The organism is Rhizobiaceae bacterium, assembly GCA_023953845.1.
Classification (GTDB): domain Bacteria; phylum Pseudomonadota; class Alphaproteobacteria; order Rhizobiales; family Rhizobiaceae; genus Arvimicrobium.
Genome location: JAMLJC010000001.1, coordinates 1940248 through 1963598 on the forward strand (window position 1 = coordinate 1940248; position 23351 = coordinate 1963598).

General features: G+C 65.2%; 20 protein-coding genes. 6 read left to right on the top strand and 14 right to left on the bottom strand.

Translation table 11 applies throughout. The features are described from left to right. Positions 1–36: 36 nt before the first annotated feature. The 4 genes from M9955_09575 to M9955_09590 all read right to left on the bottom strand — a co-directional run bounded on the left by M9955_09575 (position 37) and on the right by M9955_09590 (position 4978). Entirely contained in the window at positions 37–993 is a 957-nt protein-coding gene (locus M9955_09575) for a polysaccharide lyase (GenBank protein MCO5081890.1), read from the bottom strand. Continuing rightward, entirely contained in the window at positions 990–2330 is a 1341-nt protein-coding gene (locus tag M9955_09580) for an adenylate/guanylate cyclase domain-containing protein (GenBank protein MCO5081891.1), read from the bottom strand. Before M9955_09580 ends, M9955_09575 begins: the two co-directional genes overlap by 4 nt. A 15-nt stretch (positions 2331–2345) precedes the next feature. Continuing rightward, positions 2346–3689, bottom strand: coding sequence for a nucleotide sugar dehydrogenase (locus tag M9955_09585; protein MCO5081892.1), 1344 nt, complete (start codon positions 3687–3689; stop codon positions 2346–2348). Positions 3690–3772: 83 nt separating this feature from the next. Then, positions 3773–4978, bottom strand: coding sequence for a DUF3095 domain-containing protein (locus tag M9955_09590; protein MCO5081893.1), 1206 nt, complete (start codon positions 4976–4978; stop codon positions 3773–3775). 81 nt (positions 4979–5059) lie between these two features. Here M9955_09590 and M9955_09595 point away from each other — a divergent pair, with 81 nt between their 5' ends. Further along, positions 5060–6148, top strand: coding sequence for a glycosyltransferase family 4 protein (locus M9955_09595; protein ID MCO5081894.1), 1089 nt, complete (start codon positions 5060–5062; stop codon positions 6146–6148). Next, positions 6145–6900 (top strand): polysaccharide deacetylase family protein, encoded by a 756-nt coding sequence (locus M9955_09600; GenBank protein ID MCO5081895.1) that lies wholly within the window; start codon positions 6145–6147, stop codon positions 6898–6900. Before M9955_09595 ends, M9955_09600 begins: the two co-directional genes overlap by 4 nt. Here the strand turns inward: M9955_09600 and M9955_09605 are convergent. The 4 genes from M9955_09605 to M9955_09620 form a co-directional block, all read right to left on the bottom strand. After that, a complete protein-coding gene (locus M9955_09605; protein ID MCO5081896.1) occupies positions 6895–7725 on the bottom strand; it encodes an MBL fold metallo-hydrolase in 831 nt (276 codons plus the stop codon). The genes M9955_09600 and M9955_09605 overlap by 6 nt on opposite strands. Positions 7726–7855: 130 nt before the next feature. After that, a complete protein-coding gene (locus M9955_09610) occupies positions 7856–8308 on the bottom strand; it encodes a cyclic nucleotide-binding domain-containing protein (GenBank protein MCO5081897.1) in 453 nt (150 codons plus the stop codon). A gap of 32 nt (positions 8309–8340) precedes the next feature. Beyond that, the gene (locus M9955_09615; GenBank protein ID MCO5081898.1) at positions 8341–11058 is read right to left on the bottom strand and encodes an ABC transporter ATP-binding protein/permease; all 2718 of its coding nucleotides are present in this window, start codon (positions 11056–11058) and stop codon (positions 8341–8343) included. Positions 11059–11071: 13 nt separating this feature from the next. Next, entirely contained in the window at positions 11072–11653 is a 582-nt protein-coding gene (locus M9955_09620) for a hypothetical protein (protein MCO5081899.1), read from the bottom strand. Positions 11654–11703: 50 nt separating this feature from the next. Between M9955_09620 and M9955_09625 the strand changes: the two genes are divergently transcribed. Continuing rightward, positions 11704–12378: a class I SAM-dependent methyltransferase gene (locus tag M9955_09625; GenBank protein ID MCO5081900.1), complete on the top strand. Its 675-nt coding sequence runs from the start codon at positions 11704–11706 to the stop codon at positions 12376–12378. A gap of 13 nt (positions 12379–12391) precedes the next feature. Here M9955_09625 and M9955_09630 read toward each other — a convergent pair whose 3' ends face one another. From M9955_09630 to M9955_09655, 6 genes are all read right to left on the bottom strand, one after another. Further along, complete coding sequence (locus M9955_09630; protein MCO5081901.1) at positions 12392–12730, bottom strand: hypothetical protein; 339 nt, start codon at positions 12728–12730, stop codon at positions 12392–12394. A gap of 390 nt (positions 12731–13120) precedes the next feature. Then, entirely contained in the window at positions 13121–14344 is a 1224-nt protein-coding gene (locus tag M9955_09635) for a glycosyltransferase family 4 protein (GenBank protein ID MCO5081902.1), read from the bottom strand. 143 nt (positions 14345–14487) lie between these two features. Next, the gene (locus M9955_09640; GenBank protein ID MCO5081903.1) at positions 14488–14691 is read right to left on the bottom strand and encodes a hypothetical protein; all 204 of its coding nucleotides are present in this window, start codon (positions 14689–14691) and stop codon (positions 14488–14490) included. 54 nt (positions 14692–14745) lie between these two features. After that, on the bottom strand, positions 14746–16284 hold the full coding sequence (locus tag M9955_09645) for a DHA2 family efflux MFS transporter permease subunit (GenBank protein ID MCO5081904.1): 1539 nt from the start codon (positions 16282–16284) through the stop codon (positions 14746–14748). A gap of 49 nt (positions 16285–16333) precedes the next feature. After that, on the bottom strand, positions 16334–17530 hold the full coding sequence (locus M9955_09650; protein ID MCO5081905.1) for an HlyD family secretion protein: 1197 nt from the start codon (positions 17528–17530) through the stop codon (positions 16334–16336). 1 nt (position 17531) lies between these two features. Beyond that, entirely contained in the window at positions 17532–18026 is a 495-nt protein-coding gene (locus M9955_09655) for a MarR family transcriptional regulator (protein ID MCO5081906.1), read from the bottom strand. 199 nt (positions 18027–18225) lie between these two features. Here M9955_09655 and lepA point away from each other — a divergent pair, with 199 nt between their 5' ends. From lepA to cmk, 3 genes are all read left to right on the top strand, one after another. Continuing rightward, positions 18226–20040, top strand: a complete 1815-nt coding sequence (gene lepA / locus M9955_09660) for a translation elongation factor 4 (GenBank protein MCO5081907.1) — start codon at positions 18226–18228, stop codon at positions 20038–20040. Positions 20041–21047: 1007 nt separating this feature from the next. After that, positions 21048–22595 carry a CHAD domain-containing protein gene (locus tag M9955_09665; GenBank protein MCO5081908.1) on the top strand — a complete coding sequence of 516 codons (1548 nt, stop codon included), beginning with the start codon at positions 21048–21050 and terminating at the stop codon, positions 22593–22595. Positions 22596–22650: 55 nt separating this feature from the next. After that, positions 22651–23301 carry a (d)CMP kinase gene (gene cmk / locus M9955_09670; protein MCO5081909.1) on the top strand — a complete coding sequence of 217 codons (651 nt, stop codon included), beginning with the start codon at positions 22651–22653 and terminating at the stop codon, positions 23299–23301. Positions 23302–23351 lie beyond the last annotated feature (50 nt).

Here is a 23351-nt window from a genome sequence, read left to right on the forward strand (position 1 = left end):
GCGGACGCCAACTTCATCGGGCTGTCGCGAACGGGGCTATCGGTCAGGGCAGACTCCGGCCGGCAGCACGTCCGCGCAGTTGGGCGACCGGCGGAAATCGTCGTAATAGAGTGTCCACTCGGTCGTATGCGCCGCGCGATATGGCCCGAACTTGAAATACTGGTTGGGGCCGAGACCGGCGTCGGCATGGCCGATATGGCCCGTCACCGTGACGATCGGCCTGTCGTTGGCGAAGAGTTCGATCCGGCCCGACCCGTCCGGACCGGGCTTCGTATAGATGGCGAAGTCGATCCAGCCGGAATCGGGCGTCGGCAACGGGTTGCCATGTTCCGTCACCTGTATGGCGGTCGTGCAGGCGGTAAACAGATCGCCGTCCCTGGGTGTCCAGGTCGAATCCGTGGCCACCAGCGCGCGCATCTGGTTGAGCTTCGGCCGCAGCCAGACCGGCACCGCCTTCGGCCCGCACGCGCCGGCAGCGGGTTTTCCCGCATCGGCGGCGGGAGGGATATAGTTGGTCTCAACCGTGGCGTAGAGCTTGCCGTTGCGCATCCGGAGCGCCAGGAAGGGGCTGAAGTCGCCATCCGCTCCCGGATCGATCTCGCGCTTCCATTGCGCGATGAGGTAGCGGTGATCGTCCGTCGGCACGGGATCGCCGAACTTGACCGCGAAGCCGTACCAGACGCCCTGATCGTAGGGCACGCGGAGTTCGGTCCTCTCCCAGATTTCCGCGCGCTCGCTGCAGCTGTCCGGCGCCGGCGGGCAGATCGGCTTCACCGAGAGCTTAAGCGCGCCGCCGCCATCGCGCGTCACCTCGCGCTGGAATTCCATGTGTCCGGCGCTCTGCTCGAAATTCTCGCGGTAGTAGAGTCCCCCGGCTTCCGAGAAGGTCGGTCCGTCGAATCCGTCGCGCAGCACCTGCATGCCGGGTTCGGCCTGCGCGGAGGTGCAGATCGCCATGGCTAGTCCGGCCGCCGGCAGCGCGCGGACATTCATTGCAGCTTCTTCACATCGCGGCCGCCCGGCGCGCGGCTCTCGACATCGCGGTGCAGGATCATCACCTGCTCGGCATCCGACATGCGATCGTAGCTTTCCTCCAGATTGCCGTCTTCGGTAAGTGCCGCGATATCGGAGAAGTCGGGATGCATGATGGTCAGCTTCTGGCTGGCGCCGGCAAGCTGCTCGCGGCCGATGGTGAGCCAGCTGCCGCCGCAATAGTCGGCGAAATCGCTGCTGGCGATGATCTGGTAGGGATGTTTCTTGGTCAGCGCCTGCAGCCGTTGCGCCTCGTTCACCGCCGACCCGAAGGCCGAGAAGGTCAGCCGGTCGGTCAGGCCGACATTGCCGTACATCACGTTGCCCACATGCAGGCCGATGCCGTAGCCGATTTCCTCCAGCCCGTCGCGCCTGCGCGCCTCGTTGAGGCTCGCCATGCGCGACGTGGCGCGGAAGGCTCCGGACAGGGCGGCGCGGCAGGCGATCTCGGACGGGCCGTGATGCCGTTCGCAGGGATAGACCGCCAGAAAGCCGTCGCCTACGAAACTCAGGATCTGTCCGCCATTGCGGTTGAAGGGCGCGGCGATGGCGTCGAAGAACTGGTTGAGCGTCTCGATGTAGACCTCGCGGCCGGCGGTCTCCGCCAGCCTGGTCGAACCCCGCATGTCGGCCATGACGATGGCCGCTCGGATGGTGTCGCCGTCGCCGCGCTTGACCTGGCCGCGCAGCACGCGCTTGCCGGCGTCGCCGCCGACATAGGTGGTCAGCATGTTGTCGGCGAGCTTCGTAAGCACCGCCATCTTCGCCGCCACGGCGAGGTTGCTCTGGATGCGCAGCAGCGCCGCTATGGTGCTCTCCGAAAAGCCGTTGGGGCTGTCGGTGGTCCATGAGCCGATCATGCCCTGCCGCTCCCCGCCGAAGGAGTGGACGAAGGCGAGATAATCCGTCATTCCCTGCTGGCGCAATTCCTCGAAGATGGGGAATTCGATCGGTCCCGACGGCTCGATCCGGCGTCTTATGTGTTCCAGCTTGTTGCTGAGCAGGTAGAAATAGGGGCTTCGCAGGAAACGTTCCGGCGGCAGCCCGTTCTTCTTGCGCATGCCCTCGATCTCGATCGCCTCGCCGCGCGCCCAGATGAAGCTCAGCGCGTCATAGAGCGGGTGCAGCATCGAAAAGCTGAGATGGATGCGCGCCACGGGCACGCCTGCCGCGACCAGCCGTTCGCAGAAGCTCTGGATGATGGTCTCCAGCGGATCACCGGCAAGGGCTGAGCGCATCAGCCAGTCGGCGACCTTGTCGACCAGTATGGTGGAAACCTCGCCGTTTGCGGAACCCATTGGCAGATATCCTGATCAGGCTTTCACTATGCTGTCGCCCGTGAGGCCCAGGCGGCCGAAGACGTTTCTCGTATCGATGACCAGCGAAGCCAACGAGGCGATCGCCGCGTAATCGACATTGTCGTGGTCGGTCGCGACCAGCACCGCGTCGAAGTCCTTCAGCGTCTCGGGCGTGAGCACGACCGAGCGCCGGCCCATCAGCGGCTTGTGCTCGCGGGTCGAAGGTATCTCGTCGACGAAGGGATCGTGGAATTCGGTACGCCCGCCGCGCTCCTCGATCAGCTCGATCAGCCTTAGCGACGGGCTTTCGCGGATGTCGGGCACGTTCTTCTTGTAGGCGAGGCCGACGACCAGCACGCGCGAGCGGCTGAGCGCCTTGCCGCGGAAGCGGTCGAGCGCGTCGGCGAGCCGCCCGACCACATGCCGCGGCATGGCCGAATTGATCTCGCCGGCGAGTTCGATGAAGCGCGTCGGCATTTCGAACTCCCGCGCCTTCCAGGTCAGGTAGAACGGGTCGATCGGCACGCAATGGCCGCCGAGGCCGGGTCCTGGATAGAAAGGCATGTAGCCGAAAGGCTTGCTCTTGGCCGCCTCGATTACTTCCCATATGTCGATGCCCATCGCGTCGTAGACGAGCTTGAGCTCGTTCACGAGCGCGATATTGACGGACCGGAAGATGTTCTCGGTGAGCTTCACCGCCTCCGCCGCCGCGGTGGAAGAGACCGGGACGATCTTCTTCACGACGGCGCCGTAGAGCGCATGCATCAGCCTCGCGGCTTCCTCTCCGTCGCCCGCCACCACCTTCGGGATCGTCGTCACGGCGAAGTCGCGGTTGCCGGGGTCCTCGCGCTCCGGCGAGAAGCCGAGGAAGAAATCCCGGGCCGAGCGCAGCCCCGTCGCCTCCAGAATGGGCCGTACGATGCCGTCGGTCGTGCCCGGATAGGTGGTGGATTCCAGCACCACGAGTTGGCCCGGCCGCAGCCTCTCGGCGATGGCGCGGCTGGTGTTCTCGATGAAGGAAAGGTCGGGCTCGCGATGCCGCGTCAGCGGTGTCGGCACGCAGATGATGATGGCGTCGCAGGCGGCGAGTTCGGAAAAATCGCCTGTCGCGCGGAAACGCTCCGTCTTGAGCGCGTTGCCGAGCAGGCTGCCCGGCACGGCCTCGATATAGGACGACCCCGAATTGAGTGTCTCGACCTTGGCCGGATCGATGTCGAAGCCCAGCGTCATGAACCCGCCGCCCGACATGGCCATGGCCAGCGGCAGGCCGACATAGCCCAGTCCCACGACGCCGACGGTCGCCGTTCGCGACTCAAGCCGCTGCTGCAGGGTTTCGGAAGTCGAGGGGCGAGTATCCAAGATGGTTGCTTTTCGCAAGGTAAGAAAGGTCACTGACGCCAGCCCGGATGATATGGGCCGGCAGAGGCAGCGATGCCAGAGGCTTATTGCCGATTTGATCGACCGGCAAGCGCATGGTCGGCGCCGCCGCCCCTCTGCGCGGCCGTCTTCGCCTTCATGTTCGCCGCCGCCACCGCGTAGCCGCCCGCCGCGCCGTCGACGAAGTGCACGTGGTCCCGCTGCATCGGATTGACCACCATGCAGGTCATCAGCGCCGAATCCTGCCTGTGGACGCCATAGTGGCAGACGCCCGCCGCCTCCGCCTGCGCAAGCAACGTTTCCAGGCGTTCGCGCAGTTCCGGTTTGACGTCGATCGTCATCTTCAGGCCGTCGTCGAATTTCCGGAAGTCGGTGTTCTGCACGACATCGTCGCGATAGAGTTTCGGGTCGAACGTGCCGATCCTGAAGTTGAGGCGGTCGGCCGCGGCGACCAGCAGCATCAGCGCCATCACCTTGAGCTTCTTCGCCAGACGTCGGCCTTTCGGCACAGCGGCGCGCGCCTCGGCGTCCAGTCCCGATGGCGGAAAGCTGTAGGCCAGCCCTTCGCTCGAAACCGGCCGGCCGCCGCGTCCCTGCTCGTCGACCAGCGTGACGATGTCCGAGACGAGCGCTTGGAACGCCTGCCGGTTCTGCGCCGGTCCCGGAACGGCGATGATCGACACGATTTCGCCCGACCGCGCGGCTATGGGATTCCAGCGGCACGAGAGCCCGTCGAGATCGGGCCGGCTGCCGGGCGGCGCGGGCGTCACGCCGTATCGCCCGGCCTTCATCTCGGCTTCCGCCCAACTCACGCCGCCGCCGGCGAACATGGCGTAGGACACATGCTCGGACGCGCGGAAACGGGCGACCAGAACGTCCAGCCCCTGCGCACGGATTTCTGTCAGCGGCACGATGGCCGCCCGCATGGTGAGATCGAGCTCGTCGCTTACCCAGGCCTGCACCTGCGACAGCGCCAGTCGCGTCAGCGGCTCGGAAGCTGCCGGCACCGCCACCAGCGCGCCGTCGCCACCGAACACATAGGGCAGGTCCGGCTGGCCGAGCGCGTTGAGGATGGCGGAAATCACGCTGGCGCCCGCCATGTTCACGGATTTGTAGCGGCCGGCGGCGATCGCCGCGGTCGAATCGACGATGTCCGCGGTGGCGAGCACCCAGTCGTCCGGAAGCGGGCGATAGTTTTCGGCATCCGCCACGCTCTGGAATTCCACCAGAAGCGGAGCACCCGAGAAGAAACCGTCGTCCGGTGCGGTCATCGCTTGTACCCTACCACATCCATGTCCGGCGGACAGCGGCGGTTTGACTTGGGCCGTCTTTCGCCCGATAGCATCGCCGCGATGCGGATCGCCTTTTACGCTCCCATGAAATCTCCGGATCATCCCGTCGTCTCGGGGGACCGTCAGGTCGCGCGCCTTCTCCTGCGCGCGCTTGCCGTCGCCGGACACACGGCGAGCGTTGCATCCGCGTTGCGGGCCTATCTTCCCGAGCCTGATTTCGACCGGCTGGAGAACCTGAAGCGCGAGGCAAACGTCGAGGTCGAGCGCCTTTCGCTGGAGTGGGCCGAACATGGGAAGCCCGACCTCTGGTTCACCTATCATCCCTATTATAAATCGCCGGACCTGCTCGGGCCGCCGCTCGCCGCACGTTTCGGCATTCCTTATGTCACTGCCGAAGCCTCGTGGTCCCGGCGCCGGGACCACGAGGCATGGGTTGTGTCGCAGCGCTACGTTGTCGATGCCGTGAGAGGCGCGGCCGTGAATCTTTGCTTCACGCGGCGCGACCGTGAAGGCCTGTCGTCCATCGTAGACGAGGCGAAGCTCGCGCTTGTGCCGCCCTTCATCGATGTTTCGCCTTTTGCGCCGGCCGCGGCTGGCGCATCGCACCGGCTCGTCACCGTCGCCATGATGCGCGCCGGCGACAAGCTGGAGAGTTACGGCATCCTTGCGAAAGCGCTCGGCCAACTGAGCGACGTGCCGTGGACGCTGGCCATCGTCGGCGATGGACCGCGCCGGGACGAGGTCCGTCGACTGTTTTCGGATCTGCCGCCGGATCGTATCGACTGGCTCGGCGAACTGCCGCAACAGGAGGTCGCCGCCATCCTCGCGGCGTCGGCCGTCTATGTCTGGCCGGGGCGGGGCGAAGCGTTCGGCCTTGCCTATCTGGAAGCGCAGGCGGCCGGCCTGCCTGTCGTCGCGATGGAGACGGCGGGCGTGCCGGAAGTTGTGACGCATGGCGAGACGGGATGGTTGACGCCCGATGGCGACGTCGATGCCTACGCTGCGGCGATCCGCCGGCTTCTCGGCAATGAGAATGAGCGCGGCCGTCTCGGCCGGAACGCCCGGCGCAGGATGCGCGAGCGCCATTCCCTCGATGCGGCGGCGGAGCGCTTGCGCAACCTGCTGCTGGAGAGGATGCCGGCGCGATGAGAGCGGCAGCCTGGGCGCAACTGGAGCAGGCGCTCTCCCGCTGGACAAAGGCCGGGCGCGTCGCGGATTTCTGGCTGCGCGACGACGACGCCGTGGAGCCGTCGCCGGCTCTGGAGCGCCTGCTCGAACTCGGCGATCGCCACGCCGTACCGATGACGCTTGCGGTCATCTCGGCAAGGGCAGGTGCGGCATTGGCCGAACGGCTGGCGGATGCTCCGCTGGTGACCGTCGCCCTCCATGGCTGGTCGCACCAGAACCATGCGCCGGCGGACGAGAAGAAGCAGGAGTTCGGCCCCCACCGCCCGCATGAGGTCATGCTGGCGGAACTGCGGGAGGGTGAGGAGCGGCTGCGCGGCCTGTTCGGCGACCGGTTCGTCCCTCTTTTCGTGCCGCCATGGAACCGCATCGACCCGTCGCTCGTGCCCCGGCTGCCGGAAGCGGGGTTGTCCAGCCTGTCGGCCTTCGGTCCGGCAAGGAGTTCGCCGGTCCCCATCGTGAACACCAACGTCGACATCATCGACTGGCACGGCACGCGCGGCGGCCGGGACGAGGCGGCGCTCGTCGCCGGGATCGTCGCGCAACTCGACCGCATGTTCGAGAAGGGTGCGGGAGCGGTCGGCGTCCTGACCCATCATCTCGTCCATGACGCAGCCGCCTGGGCCTTTCTCGAACGGCTTTTCGGGATCACCGCCGGACATCCGTCCTGCCGCTGGTCCTCTGTCACGAGGCTGTCGAGCGACGTTTCGCTATAGGTCGAGGATCAGGCCGTCCCGCGCCGCGAAAGCGCCTTCGAAACTTGCTTGCGCGGCTTGCTCGATCGCGTCCATCTGGCTGTCGGTGCGCGAGGGATCGTGATGGAACAGCGCCAGACGTTTCGCTCCGGCGGCCTCGCACAGCTTGACGCCCTGTTCCCAGGTCGAGTGGCCGAAGCCGCGATAGCGCGCCAGTTCGGTTTCCAGATAGGTGCAGTCGTAGACGACGAGATCGGCGCCGCGGATGAGTCGCATGACCTCGGGGTCCAGTTCGCCCGGTACATGCTCCGTATCGCTGATCAGCGCCAGCGACCGGCCGTTGGCCTCGACGCGATAGCCGACGCAACCGCCGGGATGCGTCAGCCGCCCCGTCCGCACCACGATGCCTTCGCGCGGGCGCAGGATGTCGCCGGGCTCGAAATCGCGGCAATGCACATTAGCCGTGCAATATTCGGCCTCGACCGGGAACCACGGCGGTCGCATGAATTCCTGCATCAGTTCGCGCGTGGTCATGCGCCCGTGCATGTGCCCCGACCACAGGACGAGCCTCACGCCGGGATCATAGAGAGGGTGGAAGAACGGCAGCCCGACCACATGGTCGTAATGGCTGTGCGTGAGGAAGACGTCTATCTCCTCGACACCTTCGCGCATCAGTGCCTTGCCGCAGGGGCGCAGCCCCGACCCACCGTCGAGCACTATGCGCTTGTTCCCGCAGCGCAACTCTATGCACGGGCTGTTGCCGCCGTAGCGGATGTATTCGGGGCCTGAGACAGGAATGCTGCCGCGAACGCCCCAGAAGCGGACCTGAAATGCGGCTTCCGTCATCCCGTGCCTTCAAAAAAGGAGCGTCTTCGGAACCGCCCCTTGTGCATCGGGTATTGGGATGCTGTTTCCGGCCGGTCCGCAAGCCCTTTTGTTTCGTTGTGATGGCCGAACGGCGAAAGAACCGGCATCGTCAATGGCTTCGGCTGCGCTCGGCGCTAAGTTCCGCCGTGGTGGCGCTCAGCCGGTTTGCCAGCACGCGCACGATCTCGATCGTCATTTCGGGGTTCTCGCGCAGCATGCGCAGGAAGTGGTCCTTGCGGATGCGCAGGGCCTCCAGCCGCTCGACGGCCTTGACGGTCGCGGTGCGCGACACGTCGCACAGTATGGCGATCTCGCCGACGATCGAATTGGGCTCGACTTCCGCCACCTTGATCTGCCCCGTGTCGGACTCGACCAGAATGTCGGCGGTGCCCGAGAGGATGACATAGGCGGCGTCGCCCTCGTCGCCCTGGTGGAACAGGGTCTGGCCGGCATTGTAGCTCACCCTGTCCGAGGTGAAGGCGAGCAGCTTCAGCTTCGCCGGTTCCACGCCCGCGAACAGCGGCACCCGTTTCAACATTCCGACTTCGTCTTTGAGCAACATGGTCCTGCCCCGGTCCGCTCCGTCTTCCGGCATCATTGTGATACGAGCGACTTGAAGATACCGTTTCCTGCACTCAGTGTATCGTGTGTTCCCTCTTCGACAAGAGAGCCCCCGTCCAGGACGATTACACGATCGAACAGCTGCGCCATGGCAGCATTCGGCAACACCCATATGACAGCCGGGGAACGGTTCTCCCGCCTCAGTTCTTGCAACACCTTGCGCACGATCTGGTCCTGCTGGCGTTGATCCAGCGCAAGCAGCGGACGGTTGAGGATGAGGAAATCGGCGCGTTTCAGGATGGCGCGCGCCAGATCGAGCTTCTGCCGCTGCGCGTTGCTCAGCCGCCTGCCGCCGACGCCGACATTGAAGTCGAGGCCGACATCGAGCACCTCGTCATAGAGATGGAGGTCCTCCAGCACGGCGAAGACGATGGCGCGGATACGCTCCGGTCCGTCGGCCTGGCTGTTGCTGACGCGCCCGAACAGGACGTTGTCCATGACGCTCGCAGCGGCCGTGTAGTGCTGCGGATCGTAGGGTTCGATGGCATTCTTGAGGTTCGCCGGCAGGCCCTCGTAGAAGCGTTGGCGCGCCGCCACGACGCGCGCGCGGATGTCGTCGGTCAACAGGCCGAAGCGATAGCGCGGCTCGACATATTCGAAGCTCACCGCGATGATCCGGGCGCGGTCGGCCGCCGACACATCTTCGAAGGGCTTGCCTTCGAGCTTCTGCAGCAGCGCCTCGTAGTCGGGCAGTTCCTCCGCCGTCATCAGGCCCAGCTGCTGGAAGAAGGGATGGTCGGGCGGCAGGTCGCTGAACAGCTCGACGGCCTGCCCGGCAATGTCGAGACCCATGGCGTAGAGCGCCTTGTCCAGCCCGTCGGCGGCAAGCACCTCGGCGAAGTAGGGATTGGCCGCAAGCTCCTTCGGCGCCAGTTCCTTGCCCGTCGCCGCGCCGAACAGAAGGTTCTCGCCCACCGTCGCCTCGCGGTTGTAGGCGCCCGGCTCGAACGGCACGACGAGATCGCTCAGCCCGTCCCTGTCCAGCCGCTCGCGCATGGCGGCGCGCAGTTCGACGATGCTCTCGACCAGATGCGTGTGGAACCTCGGATCGATCGAGGATCTGAGCCCGAGCTCCAGTATGTCGCGCGACAGATCGACCGCGGCCAGCACCGGCATGGCGACATGCACCAGATCGGCAGGCCCCGTGGCGCCGGCGCTGGCATAGTCTATCCAGTCGCTGTTGACGTCATAGTCCGGATTGCCGGAGCGCTCGGCTTCGGCGATCTGCCATTTCCGGAGCGCCGCCGTCTGTCCGTCGTAGGATGTTTCGGTCAGCGGCGCGTGCTTGAGCCCGTAGAAGAGGTTGTCGCGCAGCGTGCCCGAGAAGAGATAGGCGTCGGACGAGGCATAGGACACGCGGCGGCCGGTCAGGGATTCGGGAAGCGAATGCAGGTCGTCGCTGCCGAAGGTGAGTTTTCCGCTGTCCGGCCAGCTGATCCTTGCCAGCGCCTCGGCCAGCGCGTCGCCGCCGCCGTTCGGTGTGCCGACGATCGCCACCAGCTCTCCCGGCTTCACCTGGAGCGACACGCGGTCGAGCAGAGGCGCGCCGCTGTCGTCCACCATGGTCAGGTTGCTTACCGCCAGCGGCGCCGTGAGCGGGTCGGGCGCTTCCGGCGCGAGCGCCTGGACCTTGGGCTCGACGAGGCGGTCGATGGTGAACTGTTCCACCACCTGGTGGTATTTCACCTGCACGTCCTGCCGCGTCTGGTCCCAGTCGATCAGGTCCTTCAGCGGCCCGGGGAGATCCTTGTAGGCGCCGATCACGGCGACGAGCTGGCCGACGTCGACCCGGCCCCGCAGCGCCAGATAGCCGCCGACGAGGTAGAACAGGAACGGCGTCACCTGCGCCAGGAAGTTGTTGATGAACTTGACCAGGAATTTCCACTGGTAGAGATCGTAGCGGATCTTGAAGATATGCCCGAGCCGGGCGGCGATGTCGGCCCGCTCGTAGTTCGACGTGTCGTGCACATGGATCGTGCTGATGCCGTCGACGATCTCGCCGACGCGCCCGGACAGTTGCCGCGCCGTGAGCTGCCTTTCGCGGCCGAGCCGGATGAGGCGCTTGCGCATCTGCGGGATGATGATGATCTGTACGGCGACGATCACGGCGGCGATCATGCCCAGCCAGAAATTCTGCAGGATGATGAAGACCAGCGCCGTCAGCGCCTGTCCGCCGAGCAGGGCAGGCTGCACGAAGGCGTCGCCGATGAAACCGCCGAGCGGCTCCACCTCGTCCTTGACCATGGTCGCCACCTCGGCGGCCTTGACGCGCTTGAACTGGAAGGGCGGGAAGCGCAGCACGCGATCGACCAGCTCGAAGCGCGTGCGCCGCAGCATCCGCTCGCCGAGCCTGCCCTTGTAGGTGTTGATGTAGAACTTGAAGAGCCCGTTCACCACCACCAGGAACAGGAAGAAGAAGCTCAGCGCGTAGAGCATCTGCTCGCGCGTCAGCATGAAGCCGGAGAACAGGTCGGCCGTGCCGACGAAGGGCAGGTCGAGTGACAGGGCGAGGAACGGCTGGACGGCGTCGGGCCCGTCGAACCCGTCGCCCTGGATCGGTCCGTTGACGATCTGCTTAGGCAGGTCGAAGGACATGAAGTAGGGGATCATCGACAGGCCGACGATGCACAGGATCCAGACCTGCTGGCGCCAGGTATGCTTCCAGATGTATCGGGCGAGGCTGCGGTCCAAGATCGTCTCCCGCTCAGCCTTTCGGTTCGAGAACGTGGAAGCGTCTCGCCGCCCAGGGCGATCCCGCTATCGCCGCGTCGTCCAGCACCAGCTCGAACTGGCAGATCTGGGTTAGCCCGGACCGCGTCACGATCTCCGGCACCTGCGACATGGCGCGGTCGAGCGCCGGCGGATATTCGATAACGACCCGCCTGGCGTTGTCGATGAGGGAGAACAGCAGCTGCCCGAGCGGCTCGCGCTGGCCGAAGGGCTTCAGCGAGTAGCCGAGCAGCACGAGGCCATAGCTGCGCGGCGCGTAGTCGTAGTCGATCTGCTGAAACTTCTTGTCGACATGGCGCACCTTGCAGGGCTGCCCGTTCAACTCGTCGGCCTCGAAGGCCGGCGTCTTCGGGTCTATCGACGTCACCGAGAGCGGGTGATGGGTAAGGAAATTCGTGACAGGGCGGATATGGCCGCCGATTTCCAGTATGTGCGGGCAGTCGCGCACGAAATGGGCGGCGAGCACCTGCCGGACTTCGCTGGCAGGCCCCGAATGATGCGGCAGATGATCCATGCCGCCCTCGACCGGAGCCGCCCGAAACGTCGACAGATTCATGAAGGCTTATTCCCGTTGTCTTGCCCTGCCTTGCAACATACAACACGGCCATGACCGACGCCACCCAGCCAGTCGCGCCCATTCCCGACTGGCACGAGCATGCCTTCGACCTCATTCGCGGCATCGCCGCCTATACCGGCAGTCCGCTGGTGGCCGATCTCGCACGGGTGGTGGGCGAACATCCGCACTCGGCGATCGCCAATGCCTTCAACCACCGGCAGGTGGCCTCGAAGGTCTGGGCGCGGGACAATCTGTTCGAAAGCTGCGGCGGGCGCTTTCGCAGGATCTGGATTCTCGGCGGCTGGTACGGCGTGCTGGCGGCGATGCTGTTCGAGGACAGCCGTTTCGACATCGATCTCGTCGAGAGCATCGACGTCGATCCGTCCGTCGAAGTCGTCGCCCGCACGATGAACCGCCGTTCGGGCGAGCGCTTCAGGGCGTGGACCGGTGACATGTACGAGCTCGACTACGAGGGCGCGGGGCCCGATCTCGTCGTCAACACAAGTTGCGAGCATATCGCGGACGTGCGCGGATGGCTCGACATGCTGCCGCCGGGCACGCGCGTGCTGCTGCAGTCCAACGACTATTTCTCCGAGCCGACGCACATCAACAGCGTGCCGAGGCTCGAGGATTTCGCGGCGCAGGCGCAGCTTTCGACCGTCAGCTTCGCCGGAGCCATGCCGACGAAAAAATATACGCGCTTCATGCTCATCGGAGCGGTTTGAGCATCTTCGGCGTTCAACGCCCGCTCAGCCAGGGCCCGAGCGTGATCATGCAGACGGCGAGAACCGCGAGTGCGACCCCCGCCGTCTGCACGGTGCTCATGCGTTCGCCGAAGAAGGTGAAGGCGATGACGGTGACGGCGACGAGCTGGATGACGGCGGACAGGCTGAAAGCGGCGGCCATGCCGAACTCCCGCACCAGCCGCAGCATGATGAGGTTGCCGCCGGTGTAAAGCAGCAGCGTGACGATCAGCTTCCAGTGCGAGGGGGCGAGCGCCCAGGATTTCGCCATGCTGGCCGCGAGCAGGAAGATGACGGTCGAGATCGACAGCTGGATCAGGCCTGACTGGCTCAAGGTGTCCCCCGGTGGCGCGGATGAAACGGCGCCCAGCCTTCTCGGCAAAACCGCCGATGCCGTCAAGCCGCGACGTCAGCCGGGAACAGCGGCGATGTCCGGAATCCGTGGCTAGAGCCTTTCATGGTTACCCGGAAACGGTTCTGTTTGTCCGATGGCGGGACGATCCGCGCGAAGGCCGGTGCAGGTCGTACCGGGGGGGGGGGGTACGGCCAAATGCGGCCGACAAAGCGGGCGCCCGCCAGCGGCAAACCCTTCGGGCCGGGTGCATTTGCCCCATTTCCTTCGGCTTTCGGCTCGGCCGTGGCGCCACCACGCCCTTCGCCGAAACCCTCGACCCTGGAACCAAATGCCCTCCGGTAGAACGATTCCGTGTAATCCTGAAAGGCTCTAGGCGCGCTGCCCGACGAGAAGCTCGACGAACTGCGCCACCACATTGTCCTCGGCATAATCGCCGTCGAGGAACCGGCGGCGCGCGGCGTCGCCATGCTTCTGCCGGAGCGTCGGATCGTCCCGATACCGAAGGATGGCCTTCGCCAGCGCACGCGACGCGGCGTCGACCGGCTTTTCCGGCACGATCACGCCGGTCTCGCCGTCCTCCACGATCTCGCGGCATCCCTCATGGTCGCTGGCGATCGATGGAATGCCCGTCGCTGCGGCCTCGATGAGGATGCGCGGTATGCCTTCGCCGTAGCGGGTCGGCAGGGCGACGACGTCGACCTCCCGCAGCAGCGACGGCATGTCGTTGCACCGCCCGAGGAACCGGATCGAGGCTTCGTTCTCCAGTTCCTCCAGCGGCACCGCATCCGGATCGGACGCATCGAGCATCCCCGCCACGAGGAACTCGACGTCGCGGTCCTTCAGCTTCCGCGCGGCCGCTATGAAGACGTCCAGCCCCTTCGACTTCAGCAGGCGCGAGGCGAACAGCACCCGCAGTGGCTGGCCGTCCGCACGCGACTGGCGCGGATGAAATTCTCTCGGGTCGACGCCTGCGCCGCTGATCACCATGGCCTTCGCAGAGGGCACCATTCCGCGGCCAACCCATGTCGCGTGGTCGGAGGCGGTCTCGAAGGTGAACCGGACGTCCTTGCGGCGCGCGATGACGCGCACCGCGCGGTCGACCAGAAAACGCGACAGGCACTCGATCCCGCTCTTCATGCTGCTCGCGGGCGACATCAGCCGGCCCAGACCCGGCACCGTCGCCACGATTCGCGTGCGCCTGCCGCTTATGATGCGGGCCAGGATCGCGGCGATGCCCGAGAAGACGATCGGCTTCAGCGTGATGAGATGCAGCGTGTCGGGTTTCTTGCGGAGCACTTCGCGGAAGGTCTCTATGACCAGCCGCAGATCGGCGCGCGGTGCGAAGGTCCAGCGCTCGATCGGCACGTTGACGTAGTCCCATCTTCCGCGCTGCTCGGGCGCGATCGGCCTTCCGCCGGTGATGACGCAGACGCGATGCCCGGCTTCCGCCAGGGCGTCCGCCGTCGTCCGACGATGACGCAGAAAATAGTCGGCATCGTTGCAGACGATGGTTATCCGGCGTCTGCCGGAGGAAAATGCGGTCGCGGATGCACGCAGGACAATCCGGTCGCGCGCCACATTTGATTCACTCAATGCACTGTAGGCCCGCATCAGCAGTTTCGCCGCCCCACCGAATCGGAACACCTGTAAAGCAACATACATAGTTGGGGCTTGGCAATCCAGTTTTGTACGCCTGTACGGGAATGGCGGCGTCATCGCCGCTTGTGCGGTCAGCTTCAGTCGATCTGGCCGACGGCTTCTTCCTGCTCCAGCGTCAACGGCTTCACCCCGGCCGGCAGCGGTTCGGTCGTCTCCGCAGGCACGGCCTTCCGGGACGCGAGCAAGGACCCCGTTGAGGCCGAGCAGGCGGCGAGCATCGCGGCCCCGGCAAGCAGCGAGAGCAGATTCAGGATTCGGGAATGATGCCGGAGACGTATCATTGCGACCTTTTAGCCGAGCCGCCGTCTTCTGCAAATGCGCTTGCCGGGGCAGCTCTATTCCATGGCCGCTGCCGCGCCATGGCCTGCGCCGGCTGCCGCCTTCGGCTTGCGCAGCAGCAGCGCCAGCGGGATCGCCGCCAGCGTCACGATCATCATCAGCTTGAAGTCGTCTATATAGGAGATCATCGCCGCCTGCGCCGAAACCAGCCGTTCCATCATGGCAAGGGATGCCGGATCGCCTTGCGCCGCACCCGGCGACACGGCCCAAAGGTTCGGGTTGAAGGGGCTGATGCCGGCCGACAGTTCCGCATGGTTGATGGCGATGTTGCGCGTCAGGATCACGGTGACGATGGAAATGCCGATGGACGATCCGAGATTGCGCACGAGGCTGAACAGGCTGGCGGCATCCGTGCGGAAGCTCGGCGCCAGCGTGGCGAAGGCGACAGTCGACAGGGGAACGAAGACGAGCCCGAGCCCCAGCCCCTGTATCACCCCCGACAGGACGATGTCGTAGTCGTCCATCTGCGGCGTGAAGCCGGTCATGATGTGCAGCGACCATGCGGTCAGCACGAGCCCGGTGACCACCAGATAGCGTGCGTCGACCATCTGCACCAGCCGGCCGACCAGCAGCATGGAGATCATCGTGCCGACGCCGCGCGGCGCCATGACCAGTCCGGTCAGCACCGTCGAATGGTTGAACAGGTTGGACAGCATCGGCGGCAGCAGGGCCATCGAGGCGAGCAGGATCACGCCGATGACGAAGATGAACACCAGCCCGGTGACGAAGTTGCGATCCCTGAAGATGCGCGGATCGATGAAGGGGTTCTTCGCCGTCGCCAGATGGATGACGAACACCCAGAAGCCGGTCAGCGACACGCCGAGCTCTATCCAGATCTCCGGCGAGGAGAACCAGTCGACCTCGGCGCCGCGGTCCAGCATGAGCTGCAGCGCGCCGACGCCGAGCGACAGCATGGCGAAGCCGAAGAAATCGAAGCCGCGCAGTCTCTGCGCGATGCGCGGCAGATAGGCGGCGGAACCGAGGAAGGCGATGATGCCGACCGGCAGGTTGATGAAGAAGACGTAGCGCCAGTTGAAGCTCTCCGTCAGCCAGCCGCCGAGCGTCGGCCCGATGATCGGCCCGACCATGATGCCGGCGCCCCACAGCGCCATGGCCTGTCCGTGGCGTTCCTTCGGGTTGATGTCGAGCAGGAAGGTCTGCGACAGCGGCACGATCGCCGCGCCGAATATGCCCTGAAGCAGCCGGAACGCGACCATCGTCTCCAGGCTCCACGCGAAGCCGCAGAGCATCGAGCTGACGGTGAAGCCGACGACCGAGGTGAGGAAGAGCTCGCGCCTGCCGAGACGATCGGCGAGCCAGCCCGTCAGCGGCGTCATGATCGCCGCCGCGACGATATAGGAGGTCAGCACCCAGTTGATGGTGTCCTGACTGGCCCCGAGGTCGCCCGTCATCGACGGCAGCGCCACATTGGCGATGGTGGTGTCGAGCACCTGCATCACCGTCGCGAGCATGATCGAAAGCGTGATCAGCCCGCGATGCGGCGTGTCCGTGTGGGAGGTCGGGGATTGTGCCATGACGGTTTCTCGCCGGAAGCGGCTTGCGACGCGCGGCGGCTGTCTCGCTTTACTGGCCGGCGATCGCCGTTCCGAGGAATTTCGGCCAGCCGCGCGCCACGCCCGTGTCGACGGTGACCGTCGCGCTCATGCCGGTCCTCAACAACAGGTCGGCATCATTGGAATCGATCTTCAACCGCACCGGGATGCGCTGCGTCACCTTCACCCAGTTGCCCGTGGCGTTCTGGGCCGGAAGCAGCGAGAACTCCGCGCCGGTGCCGGCGCCGATCGTGTCGATCGTCGCCGTCAGCGGCCGGTCGGGGAATGTGTCCAGCGTCACCTCGGCCTTCTGGCCGCGCTTCATATGCGTGAGCTGCGTCTCCTTGAAATTCGCCTCGACCCATGTGTCGCCGGTCTCGACCAGCGTGAACAGGGATGTTCCCGCGTTGACGTACTGGCCGGGCTTGAAGGACGAGGCCTGGCTGATGACGCCGTCCGTGGGCGCCGTCACAGTCGTCTGCTTCAGGTTGAGGGCGGCCTGATCGCGGGCCGCCAGCGCCGCCAGCACGACCGGATGGCTGTCCGTCGCGATCGTCGGGTCGCCGCCGAGGGCCGCCAGCGCGCCGCTCACCGCATCCACCGCCGCGGCGTGCTCGTCCTCGGCGTTCACGAGATCGCGCCGCGCCGAATCGAGCGCCGACTGCGTGCCGACGCCCTTCTGCGTCAGCGTCTGTTGCCGGTCGAGCTCGGACTGGTAGTAGCGCACATCGCTCGCCGTCACTTTTTCCTTGGCCTGCGCCTGGCTGTAGGCGGAACGCAGCTGCTCGACATTCAGCCTTGCTGTCGCCAGCGCGGCCTCGGCCTGCGCGAGCGCGATCCGGTAGGGTTCTGGATCGACGACGAAGAGCACGTCGCCGGCCTGGACCTTCTGGTTTTCGCCGATATTCGCCTGCACGATCCGGCCTGATGACTCCGACGCGATGGTGACGCGCGCCTGCCGCAGATTGGCGTTTTCCGTTTCCTCGTAGCGGCCGCCCGTGACCCACATATAGGTGCCGCCGGCCACAAGCAGCAGCGGCAGCGCAGCCATCAGGACGAAGCGTCCGATGCCGCGCTTCCTGCGCGCCGGCGCGGGGCGCACTCCCTCTGCCGCCACCGGCACGGATGCCGGTGGCGTTTCGGTCGGGGCCGTCTTGTCCTCGACCGGGGCAGGGAACTGTTTGATTTCGGCCGGCGCCTTCTCGTTGGTGTTTGCGGCGGAACTCATGTCAGGCGGCCCTTTCGGAACTGCATTGGACAGCCGACAGCTCGCTGTCGGCAAGATTGGAGCAGATGACGCCGAGGCCGTGCAGCGTGGCCCGGCGTTCGTCGGGCGAAAGCCCGGTCAATGCGAATTCGAAGACCTGCGCCGCCACGCCGCGCATCTCGCCGAAGATGGCGCGGCTGCGCTCCGTCAGGAAGATCTGCCGCACGCGGCGATCGTTGTCGTCGAGCCGCCGCTCGATCCATCCGGCCTCGACCATGCGGTCGATGAGGCGCGAAACGCTGATCGGCTCGATTTCGAGCAGTTCGGCAAGACGGGCCTGCGCCACGCCTTCCTCCTTGAAGACGCGCACCAGAAGCCGCCATTGCGCGGACGAAAGACCGTAGCGGCTTCCCAACTGCTCGAAGCGTTTGCGCATGAGACGGGAGGCATCGTGGAGCAGGAAGCCCAGACGATCCACCTCTTCGGTATGTCGTGAATCCGTGTTCATAAGCGCCATATATTATAAGCATGCTTATGAATGCAAGAGCGAGTGTGTTTCCGATATGCGCATGGCAGACTGTGCGAATCCGCATAGCTCGCCGCCGCTTAAGGAAGAATGAGGGGTCGCTTCGGTAGCGATTTCCCCGGAACACGGGAAAATCGCCCGGAAACCGCCGATCTCTTGCCTTTTCGCCTTTCCCTGCTAAACGCCGCGCATGACCTTCCCGATCTCCCACATCCGCAACTTCTCGATCGTTGCGCATATCGACCACGGCAAGTCGACGCTCGCCGACCGGCTCATCCAGATGACCGGCGCGCTGGACGAGCGCGAAATGGCGGGCAAGGAGCAGGTGCTCGACAATATGGATATCGAGCGCGAGCGTGGCATCACCATCAAGGCGCAGACCGTGCGGCTGAACTACCGCGCGAAGAACGGCGAGGATTACATCCTCAACCTGATCGACACGCCGGGCCATGTCGACTTCGCCTATGAAGTGTCGCGGTCGCTCGCCGCGTGCGAAGGCTCCCTGCTCGTCGTCGACGCCAGCCAGGGCGTCGAAGCGCAGACGCTCGCCAATGTCTACCAGGCCATCGACAACAACCACGAGATCGTCGTGGTGCTGAACAAGATCGATTTGCCGGCCGCCGAGCCCGAGCGCATCAAGGAACAGGTCGAGGAAGTGATAGGCCTCGACGCCAGTCAGGCCGTGCTGATTTCGGCCAAGACCGGCATCGGCATCGGCGACGTGCTGGAGGCGATCGTCAACCAGCTTCCGCCGCCGCGCGAAGGCGATGCGGGCAAGCCGCTCAAGGCCATGCTGGTCGACAGCTGGTACGACGCCTATCTCGGCGTCATCGTGCTGGTGCGCGTCATCGACGGCGTGCTGAGGAAGGGCCAGACCATCCGCATGATGGGCACGGGCGCGAAATACCCGGTCGAGCGCACCGGCTATTTTACGCCCAAAATGATTCAGGCCGAGGAGATCGGTCCCGGCGAGTTCGGCTTCATCACCGCCTCCATCAAGGAAGTGGCCGACACCCGCGTCGGCGACACCATCACCGAGGACCGCCGCCCGACGACCTCGCCGCTGCCGGGCTTCAAACCCGCCCAGCCGGTCGTCTTCTGCGGCCTTTTTCCGGTCGACGCCGCCGATTTCGAGGATCTGCGCGCCGCCGTGGGAAAACTGCGCCTCAACGACGCCAGCTTCTCCTACGAGATGGAAACGTCTGCCGCGCTCGGCTTCGGCTTCCGCTGCGGCTTCCTCGGTCTGCTTCATCTGGAGATCATCCAGGAGCGGCTGGAGCGCGAGTTCGACCTCGACCTGATCGCCACCGCGCCATCCGTCGTCTACCGCATGAACCTGACCGATGGCACCACGAGGGAATTGCACAATCCGGCCGACATGCCGGACGTGGTGAAGATCGCCTCGATCGAGGAGCCGTGGATACGCGCCACGATCCTGACGCCGGACGACTATCTCGGCGGCATATTGAAGCTCTGCCAGGATCGGCGCGGCATGCAGGCCGACCTTTCCTATGTCGGCAAGCGCGCCATGCTGGTTTACGATCTCCCGCTCAACGAGGTGGTCTTCGATTTCTACGATCGGCTGAAATCGATCTCCAAGGGCTACGCCTCTTTCGACTACCACCTCACCGACTACCGCGAGGGCGATCTGGTCAAGATGTCGATCCTCGTCAATGACGAGCCGGTCGATGCGCTGTCCATGCTGGTTCACCGCTCGGCGGCGGAAAAGCGCGGCCGCGCCATGTGCGAGAAGCTCAAGGAATTGATCCCGCAGCACATGTTCAAGATTCCGATCCAGGCCGCGATCGGCGGCCGCATCATCGCCCGCGAGACGATCTCGGCGCTGCGCAAGGACGTGACGGCGAAGTGCTACGGCGGCGACGTCACCCGCAAGCGCAAGCTCCTCGAAAAGCAGAAAGAGGGCAAGAAGCGCATGCGGCAGTTCGGCAAGGTCGACATCCCGCAGGCCGCCTTCATCGAGGCGCTCAAGATGGGCGACAACTGACGACGCGGATTTCGACGGCCCGCAACGGCAGGACCCGGAAAGCGGCAACGGAATGGACCGCATGGCAGGATCCTCTCCTCCCTTTGTGAAAGAAGGCAGACTGGCGCGCAAGCATCGCAACGCGTTGTCCTGATTGGACCGCGGCCCACCCCCTCACTTCGTCATCCTATGGAAAGCGCAGCGAAGCGGAGCGCGACCATAGGATCCATGCCTGAACGTCGCGGACGGATGAGACGGCGGGCGACGGGTGCCTGTCCTTCACCGCTACGCCTTCATCGGCGTTCAGGCATGGATCCTCGGGTCAAGCCCGAGGATGACGAGGTGGAGAGAATGGCGCGAACGCCGGGACGGCAAGTCCGACAGACCTGACGAAGCGCTCGAAGCACTCACAAGCGGGGACAAATCCGCCGCCTCCGAAAACTTTCCGCCCGCGACATCAGTCGCTTGCACGATTTCGCACCCCGAACTTGTCCCCGCATCCGCTTCTGCCTCTATCCTTCTCCTCGGCAGCTTGCCGGAGGAAACGGGTGTCGAAGATCGGTCATCTAGGCAAGTGTGGCGCCGCATCATCGCCGTTGGGTTGGCGGCAGAGTTGCTGTCCCCGGCGCTCGGGTTCGTGCGCTCGCTGTTCCGTCCGGCTTCCTCCGGGCGGACGTTGGGCTGGGACCGGAAGGGGAGAAAACGCTGGCGGCGCATGGCAAGGCGTCAATGATAGTCAATAACAGGCGCCCTGCCATGCGCCCGCCTCCCGCAAACCATCCCCCCGACTTCGGAAAGCACGGGGGCGTATACGCACGCCGGTCAGAAAAATTGTCGTTCTAACGGAAGAAGAATAATGATATTACAATAATAATTGAAATTTCTGTCTGATCGCAAAATAGATAGCCGGCTTCCGAAAAAGATTGCCACTTGCCAATTTATATTAGGTCTTTACAAGTCGAAATTGCTCTTGCACATGAGAAACCGCAGGCTGCTGCCGACGGCAGCGTTTCACGCGGACACAGATCATGCGCGAGATCGAGCTGAAACTTCTGACCGACGAGCCGCCGGCGGATATCATCGCGCGGGCCAAGGCGCTCGATCCTTCAGGCGCTGCCTCGACCGTGAAGAACCTGCGCAGCATCTATTTCGACACTGGGACCCATGCCCTGAAGAAGGCGGGCATCGCCCTGCGGCTCCGTCGCGACGGTCGGCGCTGGCTGCAGACGGTGAAGATCGGGCGGTCGCAAAGCGTCGGGCTCATGCAGGTCGGCGAGTTCGAGACACCGGTACCGGGCGGCAAGATTTCGCTCGACGCGATCCCCGATCCGAACGTGCGCGAGGAACTGGTGCGGCGCATCGCCGGCATGCCGCTTGTTCCCGTGTGCGAAACCGTGATCCGGCGGACGGCGCGCGAAATCGCGCTCGGCTCGGAAACGGTCGCGGAACTCGCGATCGATGTCGGCAGCATCAAGGCCGGCGAGCGGTCGGCGGAACTGCGCGAAGTGGAACTCGAACTGCTGCATGGCAACCCCCGCGGCCTGTTCGACATTGCGAAGGCGCTCTTTCCGACGGGCGGCGTGCGGTTTTCGCGGCTCCCGAAATCGGCGCGTGGTTATCTGCTCGCCGCCGAAGGCCATATCGAATCTCCGCTCGCGCCACGCAACGCCCGCGACGTGCCGCTGCACGAGGGCATGACGGCCGAACAGGGCATGCGCGACATTTTGCGTGAATGCGTGGACCAGATCGCAGCGAATGCCGAGGTCTTGCGGTTGCTGGACGCGCCGGAGGGACTCCACCAGTTGCGCGTCGGCCTCCGCCGCCTTCGCTCCGTGCTCGGCATCTTCGCGCCGGTCGCCGGCAGCGCGGAGCTGAAGCGCCTCGATGCCGAAGCGCGTTGGCTGGCGCAAGAGGTCGGCCAGTTGCGCGATCTCGACGTCGCCGCACACGACATGGTGGGCGTGGAGGCTGCGGACCATCCTGATGAGCCATGCCTCCGCCAACTCGCGGAGGCGCTGACGAAGGAGGCCAAAATCTGTCGGGGCCACGTCCGCGCCATCCTGACGGGGCCGCGCGTACAGTCCCTGCTGTTCGACCTCTTGTGCTTCGCCGAGACGCGCGGCTGGCTGGTGCCGGAGGACATGGGGCAGACGGCACGGCTTGCGGTATCCATCGCCGACATGGCCTCGGAAGCGCTCGACCGGCGGTGGAAGAAGGTGGCGAAGCGCGCGCGGAAGATCGAAACGCTCGACGTCGGGCAGCGGCACGAATTGCGCAAGGAACTGAAGAAGCTGCGCTATGCGATCGAATTCTTCGGCCCGCTTTACGAGCCGAAGCGCGTCGCGCGCATGATTCAGCGGCTGAAAAGGCTGCAGGACGTGTTCGGCGGGCTGAACGATGCCGCAATGATCAAAAGCCTCCTGGCAAGTGGCGTCATCGCGGCGCCGGATGATCCGGTCATCCAGCGCGCCATCGGATGGGTTCTGGGGGCGAGCGCGGCCCGCGCCGTCTTTGGCTGGGCGCATGCGAGGGATGACTGGCGGGAGCTGAAGGACACGAAGTTGTTCTGGCGCTGAGCGCCGCCCGTATTTGCATATTGCAAACGGCTCGGTTCTCGGCTTGAAGCGGCACATGTCCGAACCTCTTGTCATCGCCATCGACGGTCCCGCCGCTTCCGGCAAGGGCACGCTGGCGCGGCGCCTCGCCGACTATTTCCACCTGCCGCATCTCGACACGGGGCTCACCTATCGCGCGGTCGCGCATATGCTGATCGATAAAGGCTGGCCGCTGGACGACGAGGCGCATGCCATCGAGGCTGCGCGGCAGGTCGATCTCGCCAATCTCGACAAGCATGCCCTGTCGGCGCATGGCGTCGGCGAGGCGGCGTCGCGAGTCGCCGTCATCCCGGAACTGCGGCGCATCCTCGTGGAGAAGCAGCGTGCCTTTGCGCGCAACCCCGCCGGCGCGGTGCTGGACGGACGCGACATCGGCACGGTCGTCTGCCCGGATGCCGATGTGAAGCTCTACGTCACCGCCAGCGCGGAGGTTCGCGCCATGCGCCGGCTGCGCGACATCGAGAACCGCGGGGGCTCGGCGCAACTCGCCGGGATACTGGCCGATATAAGGAAGCGTGACGAGCGCGACACGGGCCGCGCGGACTCGCCGCTTCGCCCCGCCGCCGATGCGCACTTGCTCGATACGAGCGAAATGTCTATAGAGGCCGCGTTTCAGGCGGCTCGCAGGATCGTGGACGATACACTGGCCAAGCGAAACGCAAGCTGACGCCGGAGTTTTCGGAGCCTTCGCATGGCGAAGCGCATTTCGGATGCCCA

What these genes read in the sequence shown, in the direction of transcription:
- M9955_09575 (MCO5081890.1), bottom strand. Translation starts at nt 993, where the DNA reads ATGAATGTCCGCGCGCTGCCGGCGGCCGGACTAGCCATGGCGATCTGC.
- M9955_09580 (MCO5081891.1), bottom strand. Translation starts at nt 2,330, where the DNA reads ATGGGTTCCGCAAACGGCGAGGTTTCCACCATACTGGTCGACAAGGTC.
- M9955_09590 (MCO5081893.1), bottom strand. Translation starts at nt 4,978, where the DNA reads ATGACCGCACCGGACGACGGTTTCTTCTCGGGTGCTCCGCTTCTGGTG.
- M9955_09595 (MCO5081894.1), top strand. Translation starts at nt 5,060, where the DNA reads ATGCGGATCGCCTTTTACGCTCCCATGAAATCTCCGGATCATCCCGTC.
- M9955_09600 (MCO5081895.1), top strand. Translation starts at nt 6,145, where the DNA reads ATGAGAGCGGCAGCCTGGGCGCAACTGGAGCAGGCGCTCTCCCGCTGG.
- M9955_09605 (MCO5081896.1), bottom strand. Translation starts at nt 7,725, where the DNA reads ATGACGGAAGCCGCATTTCAGGTCCGCTTCTGGGGCGTTCGCGGCAGC.
- M9955_09610 (MCO5081897.1), bottom strand. Translation starts at nt 8,308, where the DNA reads ATGTTGCTCAAAGACGAAGTCGGAATGTTGAAACGGGTGCCGCTGTTC.
- M9955_09620 (MCO5081899.1), bottom strand. Translation starts at nt 11,653, where the DNA reads ATGAATCTGTCGACGTTTCGGGCGGCTCCGGTCGAGGGCGGCATGGAT.
- M9955_09625 (MCO5081900.1), top strand. Translation starts at nt 11,704, where the DNA reads ATGACCGACGCCACCCAGCCAGTCGCGCCCATTCCCGACTGGCACGAG.
- M9955_09640 (MCO5081903.1), bottom strand. Translation starts at nt 14,691, where the DNA reads ATGATACGTCTCCGGCATCATTCCCGAATCCTGAATCTGCTCTCGCTG.
- M9955_09645 (MCO5081904.1), bottom strand. Translation starts at nt 16,284, where the DNA reads ATGGCACAATCCCCGACCTCCCACACGGACACGCCGCATCGCGGGCTG.
- M9955_09650 (MCO5081905.1), bottom strand. Translation starts at nt 17,530, where the DNA reads ATGAGTTCCGCCGCAAACACCAACGAGAAGGCGCCGGCCGAAATCAAA.
- M9955_09655 (MCO5081906.1), bottom strand. Translation starts at nt 18,026, where the DNA reads ATGGCGCTTATGAACACGGATTCACGACATACCGAAGAGGTGGATCGT.
- lepA (MCO5081907.1), top strand. Translation starts at nt 18,226, where the DNA reads ATGACCTTCCCGATCTCCCACATCCGCAACTTCTCGATCGTTGCGCAT.
- M9955_09665 (MCO5081908.1), top strand. Translation starts at nt 21,048, where the DNA reads ATGCGCGAGATCGAGCTGAAACTTCTGACCGACGAGCCGCCGGCGGAT.
- cmk (MCO5081909.1), top strand. Translation starts at nt 22,651, where the DNA reads ATGTCCGAACCTCTTGTCATCGCCATCGACGGTCCCGCCGCTTCCGGC.